The sequence below is a fragment of the Nesterenkonia natronophila genome (assembly GCF_003595215.1).
GTDB lineage: Bacteria > Actinomycetota > Actinomycetes > Actinomycetales > Micrococcaceae > Nesterenkonia > Nesterenkonia natronophila.
Genome location: NZ_QYZP01000002.1, coordinates 124,216 through 149,766, shown reverse-complemented (window position 1 = coordinate 149,766; position 25,551 = coordinate 124,216). Strand labels below are relative to the sequence as shown.

General features: G+C 63.3%; 26 protein-coding genes, 1 tRNA gene and 1 pseudogene. 11 read left to right on the top strand and 17 right to left on the bottom strand.

Annotation, left to right across the window (positions count from 1 at the left end):
• Window positions 1-14 precede the first annotated feature (14 nt).
• The 8 genes from D3250_RS05770 to D3250_RS05735 form a co-directional block, all read right to left on the bottom strand.
• Complete coding sequence (locus tag D3250_RS05770; protein ID WP_119902436.1) at window positions 15-629, bottom strand: MBL fold metallo-hydrolase; 615 nt, start codon at window positions 627-629, stop codon at window positions 15-17.
• Window positions 630-663: 34 nt separating this feature from the next.
• Window positions 664-1,761: an S-(hydroxymethyl)mycothiol dehydrogenase gene (locus D3250_RS05765; RefSeq protein ID WP_119902435.1), complete on the bottom strand. Its 1,098-nt coding sequence runs from the start codon at window positions 1,759-1,761 to the stop codon at window positions 664-666.
• 86 nt (window positions 1,762-1,847) lie between these two features.
• The gene (gene fdhD / locus D3250_RS05760; RefSeq protein WP_119902434.1) at window positions 1,848-2,720 is read right to left on the bottom strand and encodes a formate dehydrogenase accessory sulfurtransferase FdhD; all 873 of its coding nucleotides are present in this window, start codon (window positions 2,718-2,720) and stop codon (window positions 1,848-1,850) included.
• The gene (locus tag D3250_RS05755; RefSeq protein WP_119902433.1) at window positions 2,720-3,973 is read right to left on the bottom strand and encodes a molybdopterin molybdotransferase MoeA; all 1,254 of its coding nucleotides are present in this window, start codon (window positions 3,971-3,973) and stop codon (window positions 2,720-2,722) included. The genes fdhD and D3250_RS05755 overlap by 1 nt, the downstream gene beginning before the upstream one ends.
• Before the next feature lie 25 nt (window positions 3,974-3,998).
• Window positions 3,999-4,307 (bottom strand): DUF6457 domain-containing protein, encoded by a 309-nt coding sequence (locus D3250_RS05750; RefSeq protein ID WP_225973180.1) that lies wholly within the window; start codon window positions 4,305-4,307, stop codon window positions 3,999-4,001.
• Window positions 4,308-4,366: 59 nt separating this feature from the next.
• Complete coding sequence (gene mobA / locus D3250_RS05745) at window positions 4,367-5,020, bottom strand: molybdenum cofactor guanylyltransferase (RefSeq protein WP_119902432.1); 654 nt, start codon at window positions 5,018-5,020, stop codon at window positions 4,367-4,369.
• Between the two features lie 29 nt (window positions 5,021-5,049).
• Complete coding sequence (locus D3250_RS05740; protein WP_119902431.1) at window positions 5,050-6,219, bottom strand: cystathionine gamma-synthase; 1,170 nt, start codon at window positions 6,217-6,219, stop codon at window positions 5,050-5,052.
• The gene (locus D3250_RS05735; protein ID WP_119902430.1) at window positions 6,212-7,750 is read right to left on the bottom strand and encodes a pyridoxal-phosphate dependent enzyme; all 1,539 of its coding nucleotides are present in this window, start codon (window positions 7,748-7,750) and stop codon (window positions 6,212-6,214) included. The genes D3250_RS05740 and D3250_RS05735 overlap by 8 nt, the downstream gene beginning before the upstream one ends.
• A 102-nt stretch (window positions 7,751-7,852) precedes the next feature.
• On the opposite strand from D3250_RS05735, the gene D3250_RS05730 reads away from it, so the two are divergent.
• The gene (locus D3250_RS05730; RefSeq protein ID WP_192892568.1) at window positions 7,853-8,881 is read left to right on the top strand and encodes a DNA-3-methyladenine glycosylase family protein; all 1,029 of its coding nucleotides are present in this window, start codon (window positions 7,853-7,855) and stop codon (window positions 8,879-8,881) included.
• Here D3250_RS05730 and D3250_RS05725 read toward each other — a convergent pair.
• Together D3250_RS05725 and D3250_RS05720 are read right to left on the bottom strand one after the other, a co-directional pair.
• Window positions 8,878-9,261 (bottom strand): thioredoxin family protein, encoded by a 384-nt coding sequence (locus D3250_RS05725; protein ID WP_119902429.1) that lies wholly within the window; start codon window positions 9,259-9,261, stop codon window positions 8,878-8,880. The two genes, D3250_RS05730 and D3250_RS05725, sit on opposite strands and share 4 nt — an antisense overlap.
• Window positions 9,262-9,405: 144 nt before the next feature.
• A tRNA-Tyr gene (locus D3250_RS05720) sits at window positions 9,406-9,487 on the bottom strand.
• A 388-nt stretch (window positions 9,488-9,875) separates the two neighbouring features.
• On the opposite strand from D3250_RS05720, the pseudogene D3250_RS12225 reads away from it, so the two are divergent.
• From D3250_RS12225 to D3250_RS05710, 4 genes and pseudogenes are all read left to right on the top strand, one after another.
• Window positions 9,876-10,091: pseudogene (locus D3250_RS12225) on the top strand (sodium:solute symporter family transporter); the annotation flags it as partial.
• Between the two features lie 168 nt (window positions 10,092-10,259).
• Window positions 10,260-11,006: an SLC5/6 family protein gene (locus tag D3250_RS05715; protein WP_438830138.1), complete on the top strand. Its 747-nt coding sequence runs from the start codon at window positions 10,260-10,262 to the stop codon at window positions 11,004-11,006.
• A complete protein-coding gene (locus D3250_RS11985) occupies window positions 10,994-11,125 on the top strand; it encodes a putative transporter small subunit (protein WP_225973179.1) in 132 nt (43 codons plus the stop codon). Before D3250_RS05715 ends, D3250_RS11985 begins: the two co-directional genes overlap by 13 nt.
• Window positions 11,126-11,306: 181 nt before the next feature.
• Window positions 11,307-11,795 carry a YajQ family cyclic di-GMP-binding protein gene (locus tag D3250_RS05710; RefSeq protein WP_119902428.1) on the top strand — a complete coding sequence of 163 codons (489 nt, stop codon included), beginning with the start codon at window positions 11,307-11,309 and terminating at the stop codon, window positions 11,793-11,795.
• A gap of 25 nt (window positions 11,796-11,820) precedes the next feature.
• On the opposite strand, the gene D3250_RS05705 is transcribed toward D3250_RS05710, so the two are convergent.
• The gene (locus D3250_RS05705; RefSeq protein WP_119902427.1) at window positions 11,821-13,053 is read right to left on the bottom strand and encodes a Na/Pi symporter; all 1,233 of its coding nucleotides are present in this window, start codon (window positions 13,051-13,053) and stop codon (window positions 11,821-11,823) included.
• A 228-nt stretch (window positions 13,054-13,281) separates the two neighbouring features.
• Between D3250_RS05705 and D3250_RS05700 the strand changes: the two genes are divergently transcribed.
• Window positions 13,282-14,157 carry a M48 family metalloprotease gene (locus D3250_RS05700; protein WP_119902426.1) on the top strand — a complete coding sequence of 292 codons (876 nt, stop codon included), beginning with the start codon at window positions 13,282-13,284 and terminating at the stop codon, window positions 14,155-14,157.
• Here the strand turns inward: D3250_RS05700 and D3250_RS05695 are convergent.
• Window positions 14,148-15,575, bottom strand: a complete 1,428-nt coding sequence (locus D3250_RS05695) for an FAD-dependent oxidoreductase (protein WP_225973178.1) — start codon at window positions 15,573-15,575, stop codon at window positions 14,148-14,150. The two genes, D3250_RS05700 and D3250_RS05695, sit on opposite strands and share 10 nt — an antisense overlap.
• Before the next feature lie 236 nt (window positions 15,576-15,811).
• Here D3250_RS05695 and D3250_RS05690 point away from each other — a divergent pair, with 236 nt between their 5' ends.
• Both D3250_RS05690 and D3250_RS05685 read left to right on the top strand, forming a co-directional pair.
• On the top strand, window positions 15,812-16,240 hold the full coding sequence (locus D3250_RS05690; protein WP_119902424.1) for a hypothetical protein: 429 nt from the start codon (window positions 15,812-15,814) through the stop codon (window positions 16,238-16,240).
• A gap of 71 nt (window positions 16,241-16,311) precedes the next feature.
• Entirely contained in the window at window positions 16,312-16,800 is a 489-nt protein-coding gene (locus D3250_RS05685) for an HIT family protein (RefSeq protein ID WP_119903000.1), read from the top strand.
• On the opposite strand, the gene D3250_RS05680 is transcribed toward D3250_RS05685, so the two are convergent.
• Both D3250_RS05680 and D3250_RS05675 read right to left on the bottom strand, forming a co-directional pair.
• The gene (locus D3250_RS05680; RefSeq protein ID WP_119902423.1) at window positions 16,797-17,900 is read right to left on the bottom strand and encodes a polyprenyl synthetase family protein; all 1,104 of its coding nucleotides are present in this window, start codon (window positions 17,898-17,900) and stop codon (window positions 16,797-16,799) included. The genes D3250_RS05685 and D3250_RS05680 overlap by 4 nt on opposite strands.
• Before the next feature lie 11 nt (window positions 17,901-17,911).
• On the bottom strand, window positions 17,912-18,685 hold the full coding sequence (locus D3250_RS05675; protein ID WP_264080524.1) for a demethylmenaquinone methyltransferase: 774 nt from the start codon (window positions 18,683-18,685) through the stop codon (window positions 17,912-17,914).
• 68 nt (window positions 18,686-18,753) lie between these two features.
• Here D3250_RS05675 and D3250_RS05670 point away from each other — a divergent pair, with 68 nt between their 5' ends.
• Window positions 18,754-20,067, top strand: a complete 1,314-nt coding sequence (locus D3250_RS05670; protein WP_119902421.1) for an isochorismate synthase — start codon at window positions 18,754-18,756, stop codon at window positions 20,065-20,067.
• 38 nt (window positions 20,068-20,105) lie between these two features.
• Here D3250_RS05670 and menD read toward each other — a convergent pair whose 3' ends face one another.
• Both menD and D3250_RS05660 read right to left on the bottom strand, forming a co-directional pair.
• Window positions 20,106-22,022: a 2-succinyl-5-enolpyruvyl-6-hydroxy-3-cyclohexene-1-carboxylic-acid synthase gene (gene menD / locus D3250_RS05665; RefSeq protein ID WP_158583083.1), complete on the bottom strand. Its 1,917-nt coding sequence runs from the start codon at window positions 22,020-22,022 to the stop codon at window positions 20,106-20,108.
• Window positions 22,012-23,058 (bottom strand): o-succinylbenzoate synthase, encoded by a 1,047-nt coding sequence (locus D3250_RS05660; RefSeq protein ID WP_438830137.1) that lies wholly within the window; start codon window positions 23,056-23,058, stop codon window positions 22,012-22,014. Before D3250_RS05660 ends, menD begins: the two co-directional genes overlap by 11 nt.
• Before the next feature lie 58 nt (window positions 23,059-23,116).
• Here D3250_RS05660 and D3250_RS05655 point away from each other — a divergent pair, with 58 nt between their 5' ends.
• Window positions 23,117-24,088, top strand: coding sequence for a phosphatase PAP2 family protein (locus tag D3250_RS05655; protein WP_119902419.1), 972 nt, complete (start codon window positions 23,117-23,119; stop codon window positions 24,086-24,088).
• 7 nt (window positions 24,089-24,095) lie between these two features.
• Here D3250_RS05655 and D3250_RS05650 read toward each other — a convergent pair whose 3' ends face one another.
• Window positions 24,096-24,422, bottom strand: coding sequence for a hypothetical protein (locus D3250_RS05650; RefSeq protein ID WP_158583082.1), 327 nt, complete (start codon window positions 24,420-24,422; stop codon window positions 24,096-24,098).
• A 168-nt stretch (window positions 24,423-24,590) separates the two neighbouring features.
• Here D3250_RS05650 and D3250_RS05645 point away from each other — a divergent pair, with 168 nt between their 5' ends.
• Window positions 24,591-25,529 carry an HhH-GPD family protein gene (locus D3250_RS05645; protein WP_119902417.1) on the top strand — a complete coding sequence of 313 codons (939 nt, stop codon included), beginning with the start codon at window positions 24,591-24,593 and terminating at the stop codon, window positions 25,527-25,529.
• The last annotated feature ends 22 nt before the right edge of the window (window positions 25,530-25,551 follow it).

The following is a 25,551-nucleotide window of genomic DNA, read 5'->3' as shown; positions in this document are numbered from 1 at the left end:
CGGGGTGCGCGCTACTAGACGTTCGCTGACTCATCGCCAATTGTCGTGGATGGACCGTGGCCGGTGTTCACGACGGTCTGGGCGGGCAGATCGAGAAGCCTGGTCCGAATAGATTCCACGATGGTGTCGAAGCTGCTGTATGAGCGCCCTGTGGCACCTGGCCCACCCTGGAAGAGCGTGTCTCCGGAGAACAGCACGGCCTGCTGCCCCAAATCCTCCGAGTAGAAGCACGTGGAGCCTGGCGAATGCCCAGGCGTGTGGATCGCGCGAAGTGCCGCACCGGCTATTTCGAACGTGTCTCCGTCTGTAATCTCCCCATCAGGGTCCGTCCCCTCATGCACCTGATCCCAGAGCATGCGGTCCTCAGGGTTGAGGTGGATGGCTCCTCCGACCCTCTCCTTGACGTCCAGAACCTGGCGGATATGGTCGTCGTGTCCATGGGTCAGAAGAATCGCAGCGACTCTTCTCCCGTTCACCGCGGAGACTACAGCGTCGACGTCGTGGGCTGGGTCAATCACGATCACCTCATGGTCGTCGCCGACGAGCCAAACGTTGTTGTCCACATCCCAGGTGCCACCGTCCAGGGAGAAGGTGCCGGAAGTCTCCAGGTGTTCAATACGTGCGCTCATGTCTGATCCTCCTGCTCGTTGCGGTCCACTGATCTCATGCGGTGAGCTCCACGACAGTGCGCAGCACGTCTCCGCGATTCATGGTGTCGAAGGCCTCCTGCACTCTGTCCAGAGTAGTGCGCTCGGTGACGAAAGCCTCGAGGTCGAGGCGCCCCTGCTGACAGAGGTCTACCAGCATAGGAAAGTCGCGGGATGGGAGGCAGTCCCCGTACCAGGAGGACTTCAGTGCCCCGCCTCGACCGAAGACGTCGATCAATGGAAGTTCGATGGTCAGGGAGGGGTCCGGAACTCCGACCAGGACCACTCGTCCGGCCAGGTCACGGGCGTAGAAGGCCTGTTTGTAAGTTTCCGGGCGGCCGACGGCGTCGATGACCACATCTGCGCCGAACCCGCCAGTGCGCTCCCGGATGGCCTCCACTGGGTTGGTCTGCTGGGAGTTGATGGTGTCGGTGGCGCCAAGTTCTTGTGCCTGCTCCAGCTTTCGGTCATCAATGTCGACCGCAATGATGGTAGTCGCTCCGGCAAGTTTCGCACCGGCCACGGCGGCGGTGCCCACGCCTCCCACGCCGATGACGGCGACGGACTCACCCCGTTGAACGGCCGCGGTGTTGAGCACAGCTCCGATTCCGGCCATGATCCCGCAGCCCAAAAGACCCACTGCTGCGTTCGCGGAATCTGGAACGTCATCGATCACTGTGCACTGCCCGGCGGCCACCAACGTCTTCTCCGCGAAGGCGCCAATACCCAGAGCCGCCTCGAGTTCCGTGCCGTCGGTGAGCGTCATCTTCTGCGAGGCATTGTGAGTGTCGAAGCAGTACTTCGGCTCTCCCTTGCGGCAGGCACGGCAATCGCCGCATACAGCGCGCCAATTCAGAATGACTTTGTCTCCGACGGCCACTGAAGTGACTCCCTCGCCAATCTGGGAGACCCGGCCGGTGGCTTCGTGTCCCAGGAGGTAAGGAAAGTTGTCACCGACCTCGCCCTGTTGAAAATGTTGGTCGGTCTGACACACCCCGCAGGTCAGCACGTCGACCACCACCTCGCCTGGAGCTGGGTCGGGGATGATGATCTGTTCGATTGCAGCGGGCGCGTTCTTTTCTGTGACAACCACGGCGTTGACGGTGTGGGACATGGAAGGCTCCTTATGGCTGGCATGGCGGTCGGGCGACGCTGAACGTGTCATGAAGCCACAAGTCTAGTCTTCTCAGGATTCTGTGATCAGGCCTGGATCCTGTGGGCGTGGGTGTAGATATTTGCGCTCTGGCCGCGGGAGAATCCGACCAGTGTGAGCCCTGCTCGTTCGGCGAGGTCCACTGCCAATGAGGACGGCGCCCCCACTGCGCTGAGCATCTCGATCCCTGCGAGGGCTGCTTTCTGCACCAGTTCGAAAGACGCTCGACCAGAGACCTGAAGCACCGTCCCTTTCAGCGGCAGCCGGTCGCCCATAAACGCCCACCCTACGACTTTGTCCACCGCGTTATGTCGACCCACATCCTCCCGGAGGCAGCACAGTTCCCCATCGGCACCGAACAGTCCTGCCGCGTGAACGCCCCCCGTTTTTGCGAAGATCTTCTGATGATTCCGCAGCGTGTCGGGCAGCCGCAGCATCGTTTCCGAGCTGATTCGAAGTCTGGGTCCGTCCCCTGGCGCGGACGGCAGCGTCTTGTCTACGGCATCGATTGAGGCGGTCCCGCATATGCCGCAGGCTGATGTGGTGAGCACATTGCGCCTGTGCCCGGCGACTGGCGGGACCCGCAGCGGATCTACGTCACAGTCGATGACATTGTACGTTTGGTTGCCGAACTCATCAGTTCCGGCACAGTAGCGCAGGCTGCGCAGATCCTGGGCTGAGGTGAGCATTCCCTCCGCGACCAGGAAACCCGCGACGAGCTCAAAATCGTTCCCCGGGGTGCGCATGGTCACGGTGAAGGATTCTCCACCGAGCCTGATTTCCAAGGGTTCCTCAGCTGCGAGAACATCAAGCTTGCTGCGAAGGGAGAACCGTGCCTCCCCGTGTCCGCCGGCTGACTGCGAGTTTCCACCGTCGCGGTAAACGCGGGTCACCTGCTTGCGCTGCGTGATGCGACCCATTACGAAACTCCTGACGAATGGTCCTCGGACGATCTGGGCCAACCCACGGCGAGATTTGAGACGCCCGGCACCTCCAAGCATTCCACGGCCTCACCGGGAGCCAGACCGCCGGCAGGTACTACGGCGAAGACCTCGGCGTCTGCGAGGCCGCGCATCATGTGGGCGTTGGTGTGCGGCAAGGGCTCGACGGTCTCCTCACGGATCTGTGCCGGTAGGAGCCGCACTCCTGCGCGGGGCCCTTGAAGTGCGCTGCCAGCCATGACTGTCCGTGAATTCACTGCGGGGGTCACCCCACGCAGTGCCCGGATCAGGGGATCTCCCAGGACGGCAAGGGCGGCGAAGCCTGCCAGCGGATTACCGGGCAGGCCGAGGACGAAAGTGCTGCCCTGACGTGCTAGCAGCGCTGGATGCCCCGGACGCATGCTCACTGAATCGATCAGGATCTCGGCGCCGAGATGTGTCAGCGCTGGCCGGAGGACATCGGCAGGGGACCCCGCTGTTCCTCCGGTGGTGATGATGACCTCAGCGGGAGCGGAGTCTATAAGTTCGATAAGAGCCGCGGCGTCATCGTCGGTTCTGCGAACATCTTCAATTTCAGCACCCATAGCGGACACCATGGCAGGGAGCGCAAGGCCGAAGACGTCACGGACCTGCCCGGGCGCTGGAACTCCCGAGGTGATGACCTCTCCCCCGGTGAGGACCAGCCGGACCCGTGGTGGAGGGGTGACTGCGAGCCTGTCATATCCGGCCACGGCCGCGGTGGCGGCCCGCGCCGGGGTCAGGACCTGACTGGGCTCACAGAGCAGCTGCCCGGCCTGTGCCTCGCAGGCCTCGGGCCGGATATTGCGGCCTTGTTCAAGATCAGGTGTGCCGGGGTCAGCTCGAAGCTGCTGGCCATGGACAGCGCTGTGCTCAATGTGGCCGTGTTCGGTGCGGAGCACCGAATACGTGCCTGCTGGTACGGGCGAGCCGGTGACCACCTCCACCGCCTCCCCTGCGGCCAGTGGCTTCAGCACGACGCCGGGCCGCTGGGCTCCGTTGCTCCTGAGCCGCCACTGCGGATGATCTGCGGGAGTGACGGCCCAGCCGTCCATGGCGGAGCTGGCAGCATGTGGAATGTTCAGCTGGGCGGTGATCGGCTCGCTGAGGACACAACCGATGCTCGCAGCCAACGAGCGGCGGACCGGAGGCAGCGCTTCGGCCGAGCCGGCGATGCGCCGGGCCTCGGCAAAAGGACTCGGGGAATTCACCATGGGAGTGTCTTGCGCCGGAGTAGAGTCACCCGGGGGCCTGAGACCGCTGCTCGAGGAGGTTCCGCGTCACCTGCGTGGCCGCTTTCTGCGCCTTCTGGTAGTCCGCCTGGCCAGAGGCCTCGGCCAGTCCGGTCACGTAACCGATGAGGAAGGTCGTCACTGGCGCCGCAGGCCGGACCACCGTGTGGGCGGCTTCACCGGCGATCTTGAGGAGGTCGTTTATGCGCACGTCAGTGTCTTCGATCTCCAGGTGGCGAGTCAGCTCGCCGACCCACTGCTCGATTGCTTCGTGCACGGACTGCTCGGTCGTGGTGGGAATGTCAGCTTCTGCCATGGGGCTCCTCGCGGGTCTCGTCACTGACGTCACGGATCGGTGGTGACCAGACTCTCACATCAGGCTGGTCGCGGGGGACTTCCTCCGCCGGGGCGGTCATGTGAATAGCTGACGCTGTGCCTGCGCGCGTCTTCGGGTGTGTCAACGTCGCCGCTGAGATCGTACGGGAGAACCGGGTGTGCAGTCTGGGCGCCGTCGAGCAGCCAACGCAGTGACTGGCCGACCTCCTCCCCGGGCAGCAGGCGGTCCACTCGCTGTTGAAGCCACGCGCGGCCGACTGCGGAGCTGAGCATTTGGAACCTACCCTCAGCGTCTCGCGGAACTACAGCTTGTTCACCGGTCCCCTGCAGTACGGGCAGCCATTCCACCAGCCAATCGAGCAACGGCCCGGGATTTACCATGTCCACCGCGAACAGCAGGACCGCTTCGCTGGCATCTTCAGAATTCGCTGGGGGAAGGGCCCGCACCCCGGCACAGACAGCCGCAGCCGGTCCGCTCAGCGGCGGATCCTCGCGGGTCAGGCGCAGGTGTGGGGTCAGGTGCCTGCTCAGGTGCTGAGGACCAACGACGACGCCGGAGACACCCCGCTCTGCGAGCGCAGTTGCCCAGTGGTCCAACAGCGTGCGACCTGCACGGTCGAGGAGGGCTTTGTCCGTCCCTCCTAGTCTGCGGCCGGCTCCACCGGCCAATAGCACGGCATGAGCGTTCACCATCGGAGGCTGCCGCACGGTCCTGAGGTCCGCTACAGACCGGCCAGCGACTGTTCCAAGTCATCTACCAGGTCAGCGACGTCCTCGATGCCGACTGAGAGCCGCAGCAGGTTCACCGGCACGGCGAGCTCTGTTCCCCGCACCGATGCGTGGGTCATTTCATGCGGGTAGTTCATCAGGGACTCCACACCGCCGAGCGACTCGGCCAGAATGAAGTACTTGGTGGCCTCAGCCACCTTTCGGGCTGCTGGTTCCCCTCCCGCCAGCTGCAGGGAGACCATACCCCCGAAGCTGCGCATCTGTGTGGCTGCCAACTCATGTCCGGGGTGAGAGGCCAGACCGGGGTAGAGCACGCGCTCAATGGCCGGGTGACCGTCGAAATGCTCGGCGATGGTCTGCGCGTTGGAGCAGTGGCGGTCCATGCGCACGCCCAACGTTTTCAGGCCCCGAGTGGTCAGGTAGGCGTCCAAGGGGCCGGAGACGGCGCCGACAGCGAACTGCTGAAACGCGATCTTCTCAGCCAGATCAGCGGCTCCGGCGTCTGAGCCCAGCACTGCAGCGCCACCGACCACGTCCGAGTGCCCGCCGATGTACTTGGTGGTGGAGTGCACCACCACGTCGGCTCCCAGACGCAGGGGCTGCTGCAGGTACGGGGTAGCGAAGGTGTTGTCGACCACCAGCAGAGCGGAGTTGGCGTGCGCCATCTCTGCAAGGGCAGCGATATCTGTCACCGCCATCAACGGGTTCGAGGGCGTTTCCACCCACAGCAGGGTGGCGTCGTTGTGCTCCAGTTCGGATGCCACACGCTCATGGTCGCTGAGATCCAGCGGTGTGTTGGAGACGCCCCAGGCGGAGTGGATCTTGTCGAAGAGCCGGAACGTCCCGCCGTAAGCATCGTTGCCCATAACGATCCGTTGTCCTGGGCGCATCAGCCCACGGATGATCGCATCCTCGGCAGCCAGCCCGGAGCCGAAGCTGAAGGCATGCCTGCCGCCCTCCAGTGCGGCCAACTGGGTCTGCAAAGCCGTGCGGGTGGGGTTGCCGGCGCGACCGTAGTCATAGCCGTTGCGCAGGTTGCCGATACCGTCCGGGGCGTAGGTGGTGGAGAAGTGTATCGGCGGCACTACGGCACCGAATACTTGGTCCACCTCTTGTCCGGTGTGGATGGCGTGGGTGGAGAACCCGGGGTCGTGGTCACTCATCGATGGTGTCTTCCTCTCTCTTCGCGACCGAAAGGTGGGCCAACAGGTCATTGCGTGTGAGCACGCCGACGATATCGCCCTGGTCGGCCACCAGCAGGGTGGGGTTGGCACGCAGCTTCTCCAAGATGCGCGGGATAGGTTCGGTGATGCCGACCAGCGGGAGGCTGTCGTTGAGGTGCTCGGAGACCAGATCGTCGGGTCCGGCGTGGCCCTCGATGACGTCCTCCGAGAGGTGGGCGACGTCCACCACGCCGTAGACCTCGCCGATGCGCGCGGTACTCCCTGGCCGGTCGATCACCGGCACGATGTCCACTCCGTAACGGTTCATCACACTGACTGCTTCACGCAGTGTGGTGTCGCGGGTGATGGAGATGACCTCCGGGAGCGCATCGGAAAACATGTCTCTTTTTGCCCGCAGCAGGTCAGCGGCTGTCGAGTGCCCCGCACCGCCGGTGTGCGGCGGCTGCGGCGCGCTGGTGGCGATAATCTGGCCATCACGCACCGCTGCGCTGATCTCCTCGCTGGACTTCACGCTGATCTCGGTGCCGCTTGAGGTGGAGACCACATCACCGAATCCGTGGTCGATCATCCACTCGTCGTTGAATATTTTGCCCAGATAGCCGCGTCCTGAGTCGGGCAGCACGGTCACGACGATGTCCTCGGGGCCCAGGTTCTTCGCCACTCTCAGCGCGGCGGTCACAGCGAGCCCGGAGGAGCCGCCCACCAGTAACCCCTCCTCAGTGGCAAGCCTGCGGCACATAGCGAACGACTCAGCATCGGTCACCGCGTGCTTCTCATCGGGGACGGAGGGATCATAGTTAGGAACCCAGATGTCCTCACCTACGCCCTCTACGAAATAGGGACGTCCCTCACCGCCGGAATAGACCGATCCGTCGGGGTCGGCGACCACCACCCGGACGGGTCCCGAGGGACGGTCTGCGGAGACCTCTTTGAGGTAGCGTCCGGTTCCAGTGACGGTGCCTCCGGTGCCCGCTCCGACAACGAAGTGTGTGAGTTTCCCCTCAGTATCGGCCCATATCTCCGGGCCGGTGGTCTCATAGTGGCTGGCTGGGGCGCCCGGGTTGGAGAACTGGTCAGGCTTGTACCCACCCTCAATCTCTCGAGCCAGCTGGTCTGAGATCCCGTAATAGCTCAGGGGAGATTCCCCGTCCACCCCGGCCGGACCCACCACCACATCAGCTCCGTAGGCACGCAGCACGTCACGCTTCTCTTTGCCCACTTTCGGGACTGTGACGAACACTGCGCGGTAACCCTTCTGCTGGGCCACCAGGGCCAGCCCGACTCCAGTATTGCCGGAGGTGGGTTCTACGACGACGCCCCCGGGGCCAAGTTCGCCCGCTTCTTCTGCGTCTTCGATCATCTTCAGTGCGATCCGGTCTTTGATGGATCCGCCAGGGTTGAGGTACTCAAGCTTCACCAGGACTGTGGCCTCGATGCCCTCAGTAACACTGTTGAGGCGCACCAAAGGAGTACGGCCGATCAGCTCGACGACAGAGTGGGCGTATTTCATAGTCTTCAGCGTACCGGCGCGCACTCCAGCGCCCCAGCCTCTGCGACTTGTGACGCAATAATGACGCCACCGTTCGAAGGGCTGCGCGCGTAGAGTGGGCCGGTGACGTTCCAGGCTGTCAGAGTGGTCGATCTCGGTACACCCTTCGATCTCCCGCGAACCTTCTCCCCGCTTCAGCGCGGGTACGCCGATCCTTCAATTCGTACCGATCCTGGCACTTTCCGCGGAGGTGCTCGCGGCACCCCGGGATCTGGCGCATGGATGGCCCAACGGCAGTACGACGCCGCCGGTCGCCACCTGGGTGCCGCGACGCTCCGGTGGGACCAGCTGGACGCTTCCCAAGTGCGGGTGCGAGCCGTGGCTGATGGGGAGGAAGCGCTGAGTTCGGCCATGGAGCGTGCATCCGCCATGCTCGGGGCGCAGGATGACTGGTGGGAATTGGAGCTGCTGCTCGACGCGCTGGGCGACCGCCTTTCCACCACACTTGCGCAGGTGCGCCGCCAACATCCCGGAGTGCGACTGCCCGCCACCGGAGCGCTCTTAGACCAGATGGTCACAGCAACGCTGGAGCAGAAGGTCACCCACCGCGAGGCGAGGCATGGGTGGCGACAGCTTCTGCGCCGGCACGGAGACCCCGCCCCGGCCTCGGCTGAGCTCCGCACCCCGGACTGGCTGCGCCTGCCGCTGACGGCCGGGCAGCTGAGGCGGGTGCCAAGTTGGCAGTGGCACAAGATGTGGGTTCAGCCGCCACTGTCCAAGACCATCCTCAGGTTGGCAGACCGCGCTAGAAGCATACATCGCCTCGGCTCATCCACTCCCGTGGAAACCTCGAGCGTCCGTGCCCTGGCCCAACAGCTGCAGACCATTCCCGGTGTGGGACCCTGGACCACGGCTGAAGCGCTGCAGCGCTCCCACGGATCAGCTGATCTGCCTGCCGTGGGGGACTACCACTTGGCGCACTTCGTAGGCGAAGCGCTCACCGGCAAGCGGACCGACGACGCTGGCATGCTGGAGCTGCTGGAACCGTTCCGTCCGCACCGCCAGCGCGTGATCCGGCTCCTCAAGCTCTCCGGCTTCCGCAGTCAGCGGTTTGGCCCGCGCCTGGAACCAGCGGATCATCGGACTCGCTAGTCCTGCTGGGGAGATTCGCCCTCGGCCTGCTCTGCGACCTGCTTATGGACCTCGTCCATGTCCAGGTCCTTCACGGCGGTAACCACCTGTGTGAGCTGCTCGGCGTTCAGCGCCCCCGGCTGCGAAAACACCAGGACTTTCTCCCGGAACGCCATCAACGTGGGAATGGAGCTGATCTTTGCAGCTGCGGCGAGCTCCCGTTCCGCCTCGGTATCAACTTTGCCGAATGTGATCTCCGGATGCTGCTCGGAGATCTGCTCGTAGACTGGGGCGAACTGTTTGCATGGGCCGCACCAGTCTGCCCAGAAGTCAATGAAGAGAATGTCGGAGTCCTCCAGCGTCTGCTGGAAGATGTCAGAGGTCAGTTCAGTGGTAGCCATGGCCGCCACAATACGGCAGTCAGCCTGCAATGTGGAGAGCACAGAGGCTTTAAGCGGCCGGCGAATCGTAGAGATGTGCTGAGCGGCCCGGGACTCTCACATATGATCCCGGACCGCTGGGCGCCTGCGCTGCGAGCGCTTACGTGGCGGGTGAGGGATTCGAACCCACGTAGGCAGTGCCAGCTGATTTACAGTCAGCCCCCTTTGGCCGCTCGGGTAACCCGCCGTGATGAACGCGCCCGAGCGCAAGCACCGGTCAACTTTACCGCACCCCGACCGCAATTTTCGAATCCTGGCGACGAGTGCGATTTCAGGCTTGTTTTCATTGTGAGTCCGAGGCCGTCGACGTGCTGGAGCTTGATGCCGAGGGCCTCGAAGCTAGGCTCACTGATCTGAACGACCCACAGGACGTGACAGCTGCGGAAGCCACATTCTCACGAACGCCAGTCCTGGACGCGGCAGACTGTCTTGCCCCTTCTCACCGACATGTTTACCAGGCTCGACCCTGATCGATTCGTGAGATTCAGCTGAATACTGGCTGAAAAGGGTGCACCTCCTATCGCCGGGTATCTGATGAAAGGAACGCATGGACTCCAGTTCGCCCGTTCGCTGAAGTGGTGCGAGCTCGCCACGGAAGCTCCAGCCAGCTGATGCTGGCAGGCTCCAACGTGGTGGGAAGCCTGATCAACCTGATGAGCAACCTGGTGGCTGGGGGTGCCATCATTGCTCTGTTCTCACCACTGTCGTTCGTACAGGGTGTGCTGGCAGTGGCTTCTGGGGTCTTGCTCTACACCTTTTGGTCAGGTTTTCGCGCCTCGGCACTTACCGACTTCATGCAGGTCATGCGGGGAATCTCACGGCACAACAGTCGAACTTCTTCTCCTCGGAAGCGTTCATGCATCAGGGCGCTCCCTACATCGCCGCGGTTCTTGCCTACGCCATCGGCAACCAGACCATCGCTCAACGACTCTTTGCCGTGCGGGAGGACCACCGTGCTGGTGGCTCTTTTCCTGGTCATGATTGTTGGGGCACTCTCCTCCACCGCAGATTCTGACCTCTCCGCTCTGTCCTCCATTGTGATGGCGGACATCTATGGCCAGAACGTTGCAGCCCGCGGAAAGGCGCGCGCCAAGACAATGCTGTTCGTAGGGCGCGTGACGATGATCGTCGCCACCACGATCGCTGTAGTGCTTGCCGGCATGCAGCTGGACATTCTGGACATGCTGGTCTTTGTCGGCGCCCTCTGGGGCGCACTGGTCTTCCCGGTGATTGCAAGCTTCTACTGGCAGAAGATCACTAATGCGGGTTTCGTCACAGCGGTATTGACAGCGCTCGCAGTCTTCGTGCCCGTGCGGTTCGGCTGGGTCCCCTTAGACGTCACCCTCTTCGCCCTCGCAATAGATGTCCTGGCGGCTGTGGGCGTTGGGGTGGTGCTGGGCCTGATGGCCTTTGGGTTCTTCGGCCTCCAGGTGGGCAAGGTCGTAGGAATCGCTGCAGTTGCGGTGACGCTCCCCTTCGCACTGGGCTCCCTCCATGACTACACCGTGCTCAGCGCCTCTCTGGTGGCCTATTCAGTGAGCACTTTGGTTTGCCTCGCCATCTGCCTTCCGAACAGCGCAACCTTCGACTTCAGCGCCATCCAGAAACGCGTAGGCAACTTCGACACGACACCCGCTCAGCCTGAGACTCCGGAAACAGTATCCGCCGGCACCACCCGAGAGGAGAGCCCAACATGGAAACTCTGATGCTCACAATTTATGTCCTGATGTGGCCGGCTCTGGTGTTGGGAGTGTTTGCGGTGCTGCTCCGCGGCTTCATGACGGACTGGAATGAGGCACGCAGACGCGGTCGCAGAATCATCTGAGGCTACACCGGCAGGGCGCACCCAATGGGCGGGAGCCTGGGCCTGCAGCCTCAGCTCAGCTCAGCCCGCGCAAGCGAGCGATGACCCTGCAGCCGGGACTTCGAATTCAGCTTCGACAATGAGCGCCGTGGAGGCGTCGTAGTCTGTACTACACATCAGTCCGCAGAGAGAAGGAGCACTCATGGCTAAGGAATCGACATTCGACATCGTCTCCAAAGTCGACGCTCAGGAGGTGTCGAATGCACTGAATCAAGCGTCCAAAGAGGTCGCTCAGCGATACGACTTCAAGGGCACCGGAGCGTCTTTGGAACAGACGGGTGAGCTGATCATCGTCACCGCCAACGCTGAGGAGAGAGTCAAGGCCGCCAATGATGTGTTGGAGAGCAAGCTCATCAAGCGGGGCATATCGCTGAAATCCTACGAGGCCTCGGAACCGAAGCAGTCAGGCAAGGTGTACCGGATCGAAGGCCAGATCAAGGAGGGCATCGATCAGGCCACAGCGAAGAAGATCACCAAGATGATCCGTGACGAAGGGCCGAAGTCGGTCAAAGCTCAGATCCAGGGGGATGAGCTGCGAGTCTCATCCAAATCCCGTGACGACCTGCAGGCTGTGATCTCCATGCTGAAGGACTTCGAAGACGCTGACCTGCAGTTCATCAACATGCGGTGACCCTCAGTGTTGCCATAAAGGCGGCTCAGAGCAGGAAGATCAGTAATAGCGGCAGTGCGATGAAGATGCCCACCACCCACGCCAGTGCGACCAGGGTGCGCTCAGCGGCCAGATTCGAGATCCACTCGGCCCCCTTGAGTGGTATCTCACGAATGCCGGGCAGCCCGTAGATCACCGCTGTGCCGAGCACATTAAAGAACAGGTGAACCAGGGCGGCGGTCAGAGCGATAGTGCCCAGCTCGCCGTCGAAAGCGAAAGCGGCTACGAGCGCCGTGATCGTGGTGCCGATGTTGGCCCCCAGTGCGAAGGGATAGAGCTGGCGGAGAGTCAGCGCGCCGGAGCCGGCCAGCGGGACCATCAGTGCGGTCGTAGTGGACGACGACTGAACCATCACCGTCACCACAGCACCTGAACCGATCGAGGTGATCGGACCGCGGCCGATCGCGGAGTTGAGAACGCGCTGAGCACGACCCACCAACAGCGCCCTGAGCTTTCGACCAATGAGGTTGATCACTGCCAGAATCAGGGCGATGGCAACCACGATCATCGCCACACCGGCCCAGACCCCGGGCAGCCAGCCAAGGCTCCAGGTGATCAGCTGCGCCAGCGGCGTGGTAGCGCCCTTCACAAGAGTGCCCAAGCCACCGAAGATCATCGCGACAATGCCACCGTCGGTGCCGGACAGGGCCGAAGCGGAGGCCGTGGCGAGCCGCTCCAACAGCCCGAACGCAATCTCCAGCGGGAGGAAGATGGCAACGGCTAGAAGGTTGAAGAAGTCGTGCACAGTGGCGGCTGCGAAACCTCGCCGAAACTGGGCCTTATCCCGGACCATGCCCAGGCTGACCAAAGTGTTGGTCAGCGTTGTCCCGATATTCGCCCCCAGGATGATCGGCACTGCGATCCCCAGCGGCAGACCTCCCGCTACCAGTCCAACGGTGACAGAGGTGGTGGTGGAGGAGGACTGGCTCAGCGCGGTCGCGGCAATGCCGATCATCAGTCCGACGATTGGGTTGGCAGCGAACTCGAAGAGCGAAGCCGCGCGGTCACCTGCAGCGAGGGAGAAGCCTGAACCGATCACGTTCACCGCGGTGATGAGCACGTAGACGGAGGCCGCGACGATCAACCAGTTCAGAACGTTGACGGTTCTGGCGGAGAATCTGTGGTGGAGGCCTGCAGGGAGCCGGCTCGATGCCCCAGTGCCAGCAGCTAGGTCGGTGGTGAGCGTTTCATGCTTCTCCGGTGCTGGCAGTACAGCCATCAGCTCTCCGTTCGTGCGTGGTGAGGGAAAAACCTCGAAGGTACTGGCGCGATCCAGTTGCTCTGTCCTGTGCAGGCTGACAGTCGAAAGTGAACTGAAGGTAAACAAACTGGGAACTTCACTCAACAGATGCCGAGAGTGACGTGAATCTCGGCGGAACACCGCGTCATAGAATGGCGTTGATTGAGGTGAACGAGTCACTGACGTAGCAAATGACAGGAGTCAAGGATGCATCACCACCACGGACGGCTGCGCACTGCTGGGCTGCTGGCCTTCCTGTTCGCCATGGTGCTCATGGTGGGCGCCATTGTGGCCTACTCCATGCAAAGCCCGGCGGTGCTTTTCATATTTGCAGGGATCGGGGTGTTCTCCGTCGCCTACTCGTACTGGAATTCGGACAAGATCGCCATCCGCGCAATGGGCGCCTATCCCGTCAGCCGCGAGCAGGCTCCGGCCCTCTATGAGATGGTCGAGGAACTCGCCCACCGGGCCCAGGAACCGGTCCCACGCGTGTTCGTCTCACCCCAGCCGACCCCTAACGCCTTCGCCACCGGACGCAACCCGGAGCGTGGCGTGGTCTGCTTCACCGAGGGGATTCTGAACCTGTTGACCCCAAGAGAGTTGCGCGCAGTGACGGGTCACGAGCTGATGCACATCTACAACCGTGACATTCTGATCTCCTCAGTCGCGGCGGCAGTCGCAGGGTTCCTTACCACCATCACTCAGTTCTTCATCCTCTTCGGCGGCGGCCGCGGCCGTGGCGGAGGGGGCAACCCGCTGGCGCTGATCGGAGCACTGCTGGCGGTTATTCTGATGCCACTGGCTGCGAGTCTGATACGTTCAGCCATCAGCCGGACCCGCGAATACGACGCCGATTCAGACGGTGCTGAGCTCTCCGGGGATCCCCTGGCCCTGGCCTCCGCTCTGGACAAGCTGCAGAACGGCATCTCCAGGATCCCGCTGAAGGAGGACCCGAAGCATGATGCGCACGCTCATATGATGATCGCTAATCCGTTCGGCCCGCGGGCACGGCAGATGTTCTCCACTCACCCGCCGATGGACGACCGGATAGCGCGCCTGAAAGAGATGGCTGGTCAGGGCTGAGCGCGGCTGACCCTGACCATGTCCGCGCGGGGAACCACTTTGACCCGCTCACGCTGCACCTGACCTGACTCGGAAGCGGCTTCGCCGAGGGCAAGCTCGTGCTCATCGAGTTTCAACCAGCCCTCCCAAGTGGTGTACTCCACGCCTCGGGAATCCAGCAGTTCCAGGATCGCGCCCTCCTCCGGATGCTCAGCGAGAGGAAGGCGATCAATGTCGCTGATCAGGCAGTCCATCGTTTCCAACGCGTCACCCTTCGTATGGCCGATCAGCCCCACCGGACCGCGCTTGATCCAACCAGTGGCATAGGTGCCGGGGACGTGGCGTCCGTCCTCATCCAAGACGCGACCGGCCTCATTGCGCACCACCCCGCGCTTAGCATCGAATGGAATTCCTGCGATCTCCGAGCCGAAGTAGCCGATAGCGCGATAGACCGCCTGCACCGGGTAGTCCTGATACTCACCGGTGCCCCTCACATTGCCCGAACCGTCGAGCTCCATACGCTCGAAACGGATCCCGGCCACCTTTCCTGTCCCCTGACCGCCGCTGTCCTGGCCTTCAATGATCTCCACTGGCTGGTGAAGGAAGTGAAGGTGAAGTCTGCGGGAGGCCTCCTCAGTGCGTTCCTCCTGCTCGACCAGCCAGTTCGCGAGAGTGTTCACCATGGTCTTGATCTGATTATTGGACTTGATGGCCTCATCTGAAGCCTCGTCGAAGTCGAAATCCTCCTCGTAGAGAACTATGTCCACATCCTCTGAGTGCGAGAGTTCGCGCAGCTCCAGCGGGGTGAACTTCACCTGAGCGGGACCGCGTCGGCCGAATATGTGCACGTCCTTGACCGGCGAGGCCGCCAGCCCCTGGTAGACGTTGTCCGGGATCTCGGTGGCTAACAGATCTTCAGGCTGTTTAGAGAGCACCCGCGCCACGTCCAAGGCGACATTTCCGTTGCCGATCACCGCGACCTGTTCAGCCTCCAGGGGCCACTCACGCGGGTAGTCCGGATGCCCGTCATACCAGGACACAAAGTCAGCAGCGCCGAAGGAGCCCTCCAGCTCCACCCCGGGGAGATCCATCTCGACGTCCTTGACGGCGCCGGTGGCGAAGACGACAGCGTCGTAGTGTGCCCTCAGGTCATCGATACTCAGGTCTGAGCCGATGTCCACATTTCCGAAGAGCCGGACATCGCCCCGGTCCATGACTTTGTGCAGAGCCTTGATGATGCCCTTGATTCGCGGATGATCCGGCGCGACGCCGTAGCGGATAAGACCAAACGGGGCCGGGTACCGGTCGAAGAGGTCAATGGAGAAACGCAGATCGCGCTTCTTCTGGGCCTTGGCCAAGATGTCCGATGCGTAGACCCCGGCGGGACCTGCACCGACGACTGCAACACGGGTGGGCCGGGAGGTGTGAGTCTCAGACACTGTACGGCGGGTTTCCTTTCGATGAACGCGACAATCGCGCGGATTTACCTCAGGACAGTATGCCCTATGCGGCACTTGCGCCCATAGGTCGTGGCGGGTGCAACGGTGGTCCATCCGGAACACCCGCTTTGGTCAACGCATCGGGTTGCCGCACTTCTTCCCGGGGACCATAAGATGACATGAGAGCAGGCCGGAAACCGGTAGGCGCACAGTGGAAGGCGGGAAGTGAGCGAGCGATGGCGGAGATGTTCCTGGACAAGTTCAAAGCTTTGGTCCCCCGGTATCTTGACGACGAATGGACACCTGGCGAAGGTTACAGCCGCAGCGAGCTCAAGGAGCTGGTGGCGGACTCCGAGCTGCCGGAGCGAACAAGACTGCCGCTCATACTGGAGGAGCTGTATCTAGCTCTGGGCAAATGTGAGGAGATTCTGGAGGCTTACCACTTCATTTTCGATCCGGATGAGCTGGTCACAGAAGATGGTTACCTGCTGTTTCTGGAAGATGAGGAAGAACGTTGGGTTTGGGGCGTCGAGACGTCCGATCTCAACATTCCCGACCCGATGATTCACCGGCGCAACAACGACAAGTACGAGTGGACGCCGGAAGGGGCCACTGTGAGCGAATTCCTCTTTGACCTGCTGGAATTCTCGTTCGAGGAGGACTGACTGTGCCCGAGCAGATCTCCCAGCACACAGCTGAGCACACCCGCGCCACGCAGCAGCACGACGGAGCCGCGGTGCGGTGGGACTCTCATGCCCCTGAAGGATACGTCTGCCCCTTCTGCCAGTTCGCCGCCGGTGATGTCTCCGATGAGGGAAATCGGTGTGAGATCAGCGATCTCGTCTATCAAGATGAGGATTTGCTGGTGTTCATCGCCTGTGACGGATTCGGCCCGCACGCTGGGCATGCCATGATCATCCCGGTGGCCCATCGAGAGGCGCTGTACGATCTTGAAGATGATCTGCTGGCCAAGATCAGTATCTTTTCCCGGCACGTGGCGCTCGCCATCAAGCTTGCTTGGAATCCTGAAGGCACCTCAGTGCGGCAGCACAACGAGCCCGCCGGGAATCAACACGTCTGGCACTACCACCTGCATGTCTTCCCCCGCTACGGCGACGATCTGCTGTACCGGCAGATCCGCCACCCGTTGGAGATCGGCTACCGGGCACGGTTGGCCCGGGAGCTCAGGCCTGCGCTGGAGAAGGTCCTGGCTGCGGCGCACTAGGCTTCGCGGTCCACAACCGCGTCAGCGAAGCTCAGCAGCGCTGATTTCACTGTGGACTCAGGAAGCGGTGAAATGGCTTCCTTCGCCCGTATCGACCACCCCCGAGCTACTGCCCAGGCCTCCTCAGTGACTGGATGCGCCACCACAGCTCGCACAGCCTCAGCAAGCTCGGCGTCTCCGGTCAGGTCCCGGTCCACCAGGTCCAACGCAGCCTGGGCTGAGGAGTCTTTGCTCTGCGCGGCACGGCGCAGCAGCAGCACTGGCAGGGTGAGGACGTGCTCCCGGAGATCGGTACCCGGTGATTTGCCCGATGAAGCGCCCTCGGCGGTGAGATCGATGACGTCGTCGGCCAGCTGGAATGCTATCCCCACCGCCTCACCGTAGGTCTGCAGCAGCTGTGAGTGCCCTGGATCGGTGCGTCCGTAGTACGCCCCGAGCTGAGCAGCGGCGGCCACCAGCGAACCAGTCTTGTTGGCAATCACACCGAGGTAGTGGTCATAAGGATCCTCACCTTCGCGTGGGCCAACTGTTTCGCGCAGCTGCCCCATGACCAATCTTTCGAAGGTTTCAGCTTGGATCCGTGAGCCGTCGTCGCCGAGCTCGGTCATCAGTTGGGAGGCCCGGGCCAGAATGAGGTCACCGGTGAGGATGGCCACCGAATTGCCCCAGACTTCGTGGGCACTGGGCGCTCCGCGGCGCAGGGGCGCGGAGTCCATCACATCGTCGTGGTACAGCGTGGCGAGGTGGGTCATCTCCATCACCACAGCAGCTCGGAGCACTCGTTCGTTCACACCTTCGCCAAGCAGAGAGGTGAGTATGGTCAGCAGCGGGCGGATTCTTTTTCCGCCGGCCTCAGCTAAGTATCGCGCAGCGGAGTTGGCAAGCTCATCGGTGCAGGACAGGGCGGCCAGCAGCTGCTCCTCCACAGCCTCGAGGGACTCCGTGACCTGCGCGGTGAGCAGATCATCGTCGGCGAGAACATCGAATCCTGCCGGGAGGGGGACGCTGAGGGTGTCGTTCGACTTCGGCAGCTGAGTCCCGCTCACAGTCTGGCCAGCTGCTGCGCCAGCTTTCACACCGGAAACTTTAGATTCGGTCATTGGGCTCAAGCCTAGCCCTTCTGGCCCGGAGCGCCCTCACCAGAGGACGCTGAGCTGCGTGGAATGCCGGAATCGCCCTGCCGGGGCTTCAATGCGCGGTGGATAGCAACAATTCCTCCGCTGAGGTTTCTGTACTCCACCTCGGTCCAGCCGGCAGCACCCACCAGGGCCGCCAAAGCCCGCTGATCAGGCCATGCGCGGATGGACTCTGCCAGGTAGACGTAGGCCTCCGGATTCGAGGAGACGGCGCGGGCCACCGTCGGCAGAGCCCGCATGAGGTATTCGTTGTACACGATGCTGAAGGGTCTGACCGTCGGGTCGGAGAACTCCATGACCGCCAACCGTCCGCCCGGTTTCGCCACCCTCAGCATCTCGCTCAGGGCCACCGAGGTGTCGGAAATGTTTCGCAGACCGAAGCTGATCGTCACCGCGTCGAAGCTGTCATCGGCGAACGGCAGGTTCATCCCGTCCCCCGCGACGAACGTCACCTCGGGGTGCCTGCGCTTGCCCACCTGCAGCATGCCCAGAGAGAAGTCGCACGCCACGGCGGTCGCCCCCGCCCGGTGGAACGGAACTGTTGACACCCCGGTACCGGCCGCCAAGTCCAGTACGTACTCACCGGGTCTCACACCCAAAGCGTCGGTGAGCTTCCGTCGCCACCTGCGGTCCTGCCCCATAGAGATCACGTCATTGGTGAGGTCATAACGCTCGGCAACCTGGTCAAACATTGAGGCAACGTCATGCGGTCTCTTGGTAAGGTCAGCTCGGTTCCCTGCGCGGCGAATCACCCCAATATTCTCCCACGAGCCGGAGCGCCGCGTTGCCCGAACGGGCCGCGTAGGATGGGTAAGCCATGATCTCCGCGACATCCTGCCTCCACACCACTGCGCGGGACGTGGACCTTCCCGCCGGGCTGGTGGATCTCCTTCCGCACCTCAATCCTTCCGGCACGTGGATTCGCGAGGGCGAAGGTCTGATCGGCTTGGGGGTTGCAGCTGGCACCACAGCTGCCGGAGCTGGCCGCTTCAAGGAGCTTGCCGCCTACTGGGAATCCCTGCTGCGCTCGTCGTCGCCGCATGATGCTTCCGGGCCTGTCGCGTTGGTCTCCTTGACCTTCTCGGGTGAATCTGAGTCCCTCTCACGCTTGCTTGTTCCGGAAGTGTTAATCCGCTGCGCGGGAGGCCACACATCTCTGCTCGTGACCACAACTCATCCGGAGCCTGCTGCGCAGGTATTGGAGAGGCACGGCCTGCGTCTCGGTCAAGGGGGGCTGTTGCAGCCCACCGGGCCCGCACCTGCGGAGGCCATGCCGGAGTGCCGTCTGCGGCCCGGAGTTCAGTCCGAGCGCCAGTATCTCAGCGCCATCGCCGCCGGACTCTCCGCCGTCCATGCGGGGACTGTGGAAAAACTCGTGCTGGCCCGTGACGTCGTGGTCACCGCCTCATCGCCCCTGCCCTCGGGAAGGCTGCTGGCACGCCTGGCCACCGAGTACCCACAAACGTGGACCTACTGCGTGGGCGGCATCCCGACTGCCACGCATACTCTGCTCGGTGCGACCCCGGAGATGCTGGTGCGGCTGCGCGGCCACGAGCTGTCGTCCCGCGTACTCGCAGGCACCATCGACCGGGCCCGGCGGACCGCGGATTTGGTGCACGACGCCAAGCAGCACCGGGAACATGAGCTGGCCGTGACTTCCCTGCTGGAGCAGCTGCGTCCAGTCGCAGAGGATCTGCATTCCCCCACCGAGCCGAGCGTGCTGGCACTGCCCAATGTCTATCACCTGGCCAGCGATATCACCGGGAAGCTGACCGCTGATGCGTCAGGGCGCTTACCGACTCCGCTGCAGGTGGCCGAAGCCGCCCACCCCACCGCCGCAGTGTGCGGGACACCGACGACGACCGCTGCAGACCTCATTGCCCATTTGGAAGGTATGGACCGTGGGCCTTACGCCGGACCCGTGGGGTGGATCGACGCGGCGGGCAATGCCGACTTCGGGATCGCGCTGCGCGGCGGAGTGTTCGAAGGAGAGGTGTCCTCGACCGGCGGTGACACGCTGCGCATTTTCGCAGGCTGCGGAGTAGTGGCCGGATCTGAGCCGGAGTCAGAGTTGGCTGAGACCAGAATCAAGCTCAAGCCCATGTTGTGGGCGCTGGGGCTGGAGCTCTGATCAGGCCCTCATCGCTTGTGGCGCTGCTGCGGGTCTTGTCACAGTGACGCGGCCTGCAGCAGCCTCGCATGGAGTTCTCTGAGCCGGGAGCGGTCGGTGCGCAGCTCGATGATCCGGATGCCGATCCTGTCATTCGGGTAGGCCAGCGACCGGCCAAGCTCATCCAAGTCCTCGACGAACACGTATTCGTGCTGATAGGCGTCTGCGAGCGCCTCCACATCCACGGTCTGCGGAGTGCCGAAAAGTCGTTCGACGGTCGGCGCCTGCCCCGAGCGGCGGCCCACTTCGCCGTGCTCCAACTGGTCAAAGATCGCTCCACCTCCGTCGTTGATCACCACAATATCCAGATGCGGGATCTGTTCGGTGGCCGGTATCAGCAGGGCATTTGTGTCGTGGAGGAAGGTGAGGTCGCCCACCATGGCAGTGACGCGTTGACCTGCGGCCAGCGCCACTCCCGCGGCGGCTGAAACGTTGCCGTCGATCCCGGATACACCGCGCAGGGCGTACACAGCTCGCTGCGTCACTTCTCGACTGGTCACCCCGGGCAATGAACGGGTCAGTGCTGCCGCCAGGTCAACATCCCTGACCACTGAGGACGAGCCCAGTACCAGGGGCGTCCTGACAGTTTCGGCCACGAACTGCGCCGCACGGACTGAACTGAGGCTGCCGGCGGCGTCGTCGTCCTCGCGGAGCACCGTGTCTATAGTGCTCTGAGCCTGCAGCCCGGCCTCCTCCCAAGCCTGAGCCCAAGCAATTCCGGGTCGCCCGGCGAACTCGGCGAGCTCCTCCATGCCGGTGATGACTCGTCGGGGCAGTCGAGAATCGTGCCAGGGGCTGGCTCGGGGTGCGTACTGGACCACCTCAACATCTTCCCGATTGATGAGGTTCTGCACCGGTCTGGTGAGCGTGGGGCGTCCTGCAACGACTACCCGCTGCACCGCGGCTGCGAGCTCTGCCGCTCGGGTCCCGGGTGGGGACTGCAGCAGCAGCCGATACCCCTGGATAGGGGCCAGGTCAGTCCAGCGTGCCCCCGAGGTCGGCTCGGCGAGCATCGGATGGCTCAGGCCGCTGGCGAACTCGATGGCTTCGGGAGGTGCCTGGTCGCCCATGACAAACAGCACACGGCCTGGTCCCTGAACCGCTGGATCACGCACTGTCGAGGAGCCTTCCCCGGCCTCGGCTGTGCTCTGCGCCGTCTGCCCGGATGGGCTCCGTTGCTCTGGACTGACCGAACGGGCCGCGGCCACACGATAAAGGCGCGCGCGTTCCCGCGGCGGAATGACCCGCTTCCGCGCCCATCGCTGGGTGCCCGCTCCGGGTGTGCCAGTAGCGGGGACCAGCGGGTCAGCGAATCCGATATTGAGGTGTACCGGGCCGCAGGTGGACCTGGAACTCATTGTGGTAGATGCTTTCAGCAGCAGAGCCGCCTGTGTTTCAGCGGCGAGCATATCGTCGCGGGAGACCGGCTCCAGGCGGAGACTGCCGCCCTTAAGATCTGACTGCTCCAGATGCAGCTCGTCGCGCACCCTGCCGCTAAACATGCCCTGCTGCCAGAGAGTCTGGTTGGCCCCAGTTCCGTGCAGCAGCTCCGGGCGGTCGGCGGTGATCACAACCAGCGGAATCCCGGACATATCGGCCTCCATCACGGCCGGCAGCAGGTTTCCGGTCGCTGTGCCGGAAGTGGTGACTACACCAGCAGGTTCACCGGTGGACCTAGCTATGCCCAAGGCGGTGAATGCGGCAGAGCGCTCATCAGTTCGGATGTGCAGCGTCAGTGCTCCCAGCTGCTCCGCCTCTGCCAAAGCGTAGGCTATGGGGGCTGACCGCGAGCCGGGGGCCAGCACGACGTGGCGCATGTGCAGGGTCAGGCCGCGCAGGACCCGGCGCGCCAGTCTGAGCGATTCGGCATCGTGGGAATCGTCGAATTCCCGGAACGGGCCCCTCTCAGCTGCCATGGAGTACATCGTAGGCCTCGCTGAGCCGGTCGAACCACCAGGCCTGACGCTCAGCACTGACCCTGTGCCGGTGGAGCAACTCAGGATCAGGCTCCGGGGAACGGACCACTTTGCCATCCTCCCTGTCCTCCGCCAAGGGCACTGGGATCACACCAGCGCTCGGCAGCAGCGGGGCCGCGACCACATCGTGTTCGAAGAGACTCACCGTACCCAGACCGCAGGCGTAGGGCAGATCCGGAAGTTGTGCCGCCAGAGCCAGTCCCGCGGAGAGCCCGATGGACGTGTCCAGTGCTGAAGACACCACAGCGGGCAGTCCGGAACGATTCACGATATCCAGGGCGCGTGTGACGCCTCCCAACGGAGGCACTTTGACCACCATGAGATCCGCGGCCCCCAGCGCGGCCACTCGGAGCGGGTCATCGACCTTGCGAATTGCTTCATCGGCAGCGATGAGCACCGGGACTCCACGAGACCGCAGCTGCTCCCGAAGTTCTGCCAAGGGCTCAATCCCCGCCACCGGCTGTTCGGCGTATTCGAACGCCGGGCCGGCAATCTCTGCGATCTTGCAGAGCTGACTGACTGCCTGAGCCATGCTCCAGGCGCCGTTGGCATCAACTCGAATTCCTGCTCTGGGGAGCAGACGGCAGACCTCGGCCACCCGGGCCACGTCATCGGCTGTATTGGCTCCGGGTTCCGCGACCTTGATCTTCACGGCCGGAATCGAATCCAGGTCGCCGTAATTGGCGAGCACCTGCTCTACCTCTGCAGGTGCCACAGCGGGAACGGTGGCGTTGATGGGGACCTGTTCCCGAAGCGGGGCGCCGAGGCCTTCCCAGGCGGCAGTCACCGCGGCCCGAAGCCAATGAGCGGATTCCACCGGACCGTATTCCGGAAAGGGACCAAACTCTGCCCAACCCGCGGGACCGCGGATAAGCATCACTTCGCGCCGAGTCTGCCCCCGGAAACGTGTTCGCATAGGGAGCGAGACAGTTGCGGCGGCCTCGAGCAGCTCCCCGCGGTCTGGCAGTAGATGAATTTGCACAAGCTCAAGTCTATGTTCGCAAGTTCACAGGACTAGCTGGAAGAATGACGGTATGCCTTCATCCTCTGCGCTGCGCGCGCCCGCCCGGCGCACTGGTCTGTGGATCGCCGCGCTCGTGGTCACGGGGGTACTGTTTCTAGTGGTTTACGAGTACTTCGTCCGCACCGAGTCCGGGCAGTTCCTTGACAACGTGATGCGGACCACGGCGGACCACTTTGACCATCCCTTGCCTTATCTCAACCCGCAGAACCGTTGGATCACGTTCGTCATCATGGCCCCGCCGGCGTTCCTCTTCATCGCGATCGTGCTGGCGGGACGTAAGTACCTCGCTGGCCTGATCGCCCTGGGCACAGTACTAGGCGCCAACCTCTCCACGCAGATTCTGAAGTACGTGATGCTTGAGCGCCCGGACTTGGTGGGAAACCCCTCCTACTGGATCAGCAACTCACTGCCTAGTGGCCACACTACGATGGCCGCCTCCGCAGTGGTGGCCGTCTTCTTGGTAGCCAGTCCTAGAGCGCGCCCTGCTGTGGGCGTTCTCGGCGCGCTGTGGGCTGGCGGTTGGGGCACCTACATCTTCATTGAAGCCTGGCATCGGCCCTCTGACATGATCGCGGCCTACCTTGTTGCGGCAATTTGGGGGCTGGTGGGCGGTTGGTTGATCTTCCGTGCCGCTCCGCGTGACAACACGGTGATTACGGACGCCGAACCGGACGTGGCGCCCGCCGCGGGTGTGTGTTGGTTCCTGGGGATCGTTCTGACCCTCGGCGCAGGCCTATCGCTGGTCTTCGCCGGAGGATGGTCCGGGTTGGCTCGTTCTATGGAGGATCCCACCCTGTGGGCATGGGCCGCAGGGGCGCTGCTCTCGTTCGGTCCCGCGATGCTCACGGCCGCCGTGGGAATCAATTTCTTCTCTGCGGAGACCGGCCGACGGGCGCGTGGAGCAGAGGTACCTGCCGCGCGGGGAGCCCGGGTGGCCTATCCGATCCCGCCAGAGCTGCGGCAGCTCTACGATCGGGTCTGAAGACTTCTCAGACCTGTCCTGGATGGTAGCCGAAAAGCTCCTGATAGGACTTGTCCAGAATACGGCGGTACACCCCTCGTCTCCGGTGGATGCGGATAATCCACCCCAGAAGCAGCACATTAATCACGATGCTGGGCCCGGCAAAGAACATCATCATGGCGGCATCGTCGGCATTCTCGGCACTGAGGTCCTCGAAGAACACTGCCAGGCATCCGCCGGTCCACATCATGGAGGCGACCCACACGGCGTAGATGACACCCAGACCCCACATCGTCTTGTATCCGGGCGGCGGAGGCGGCACCTGCTGGTGCGGGCTCGCTGCGGCACGGTCCATTCTGCCGTGCACATCCGCCACCTCGACGCTGACCGACTCCGCTGACCCCTACTGGCGGTCTCCGGGGTAGTTGGCGGTCCTCGGCGCGTTCGGGTTCATCTCGCTCTCCTAGTGGTAGCTTTGCTCCGCCACAGTCTACCGAGCGGGTCTGAGACACTGGAGATTCTCATGTCAGCTGCAGCGCCCCATGTCATCGTCTCACCAGGTCCGGTTCATGCCGCCCTCACCTCCTGGTATCACCATGCCGCCCGGGATCTGCCCTGGCGCCGCAGGGACTGCACACCCTGGGGCGTCTTGGTGTCGGAAGCTATGCTCCAGCAAACCCCGGTGAGCCGAGTGGTGCCGCGATGGCAGGAATGGATGCGCCGCTGGCCCGAGCCCAAGGACGCTGCTCTTGCCCCCGTGGCCGAAATCCTCACGGTATGGGACCGCCTCGGTTACCCACGGCGCGCACTGCGCCTCCGAGAAGCCGCTCAGACTATCGTGGACCGCCATGGAGGCCGGGTCCCAGAGACGGCAGATGAGCTGCGGAAGCTGCCTGGTGTAGGTGAGTACACGGCTGCCGCCGTAGCCTGTTTCGCTTTTGAGGAGCCTGAGGTGGTTGTTGACACCAATATCCGGCGTGTCCTGGCGCGACTATTCGCCGGTCAGGCGCTTCCTGGGAAGACCTACACCGCCGATCAGCGCAGACTCGCCCGCGATGTCTTTCCTGACCCGGAGGCTGATGGCGGGCAGCTGGCCTGCACTTGGAACATCGCGGCCATGGAGCTTGGTGCGCTGGTCTGCACTGCGCGCTCCCCTGCCTGCTCGGAATGCCCGGCAGCTCAACTCTGCACCTGGCGGCTTGCCGGTTCTCCTCCTCCGACGGAGGAGCAGAGGACCCGCGCGCAGAGCTGGGCGGGCAGTGACCGGCAGGTCCGCGGCGCGATCATGGCTGCACTGCGCATCGGTGGGGTGGTTGAACGCAGCGATCTGCTCGACGGTCTCCCCCTTCCGACAGTGGACCTGGTGCAGCGGCGCCGGTGTTTGGAGTCCCTGCTCTCAGACGGGCTGGCCGAACAGCAGGGCGAGCGCGTCGCGCTGCCGGGGGCCCATTCGAGATGTTGAGCGTCTCTGAATATGGGAAACT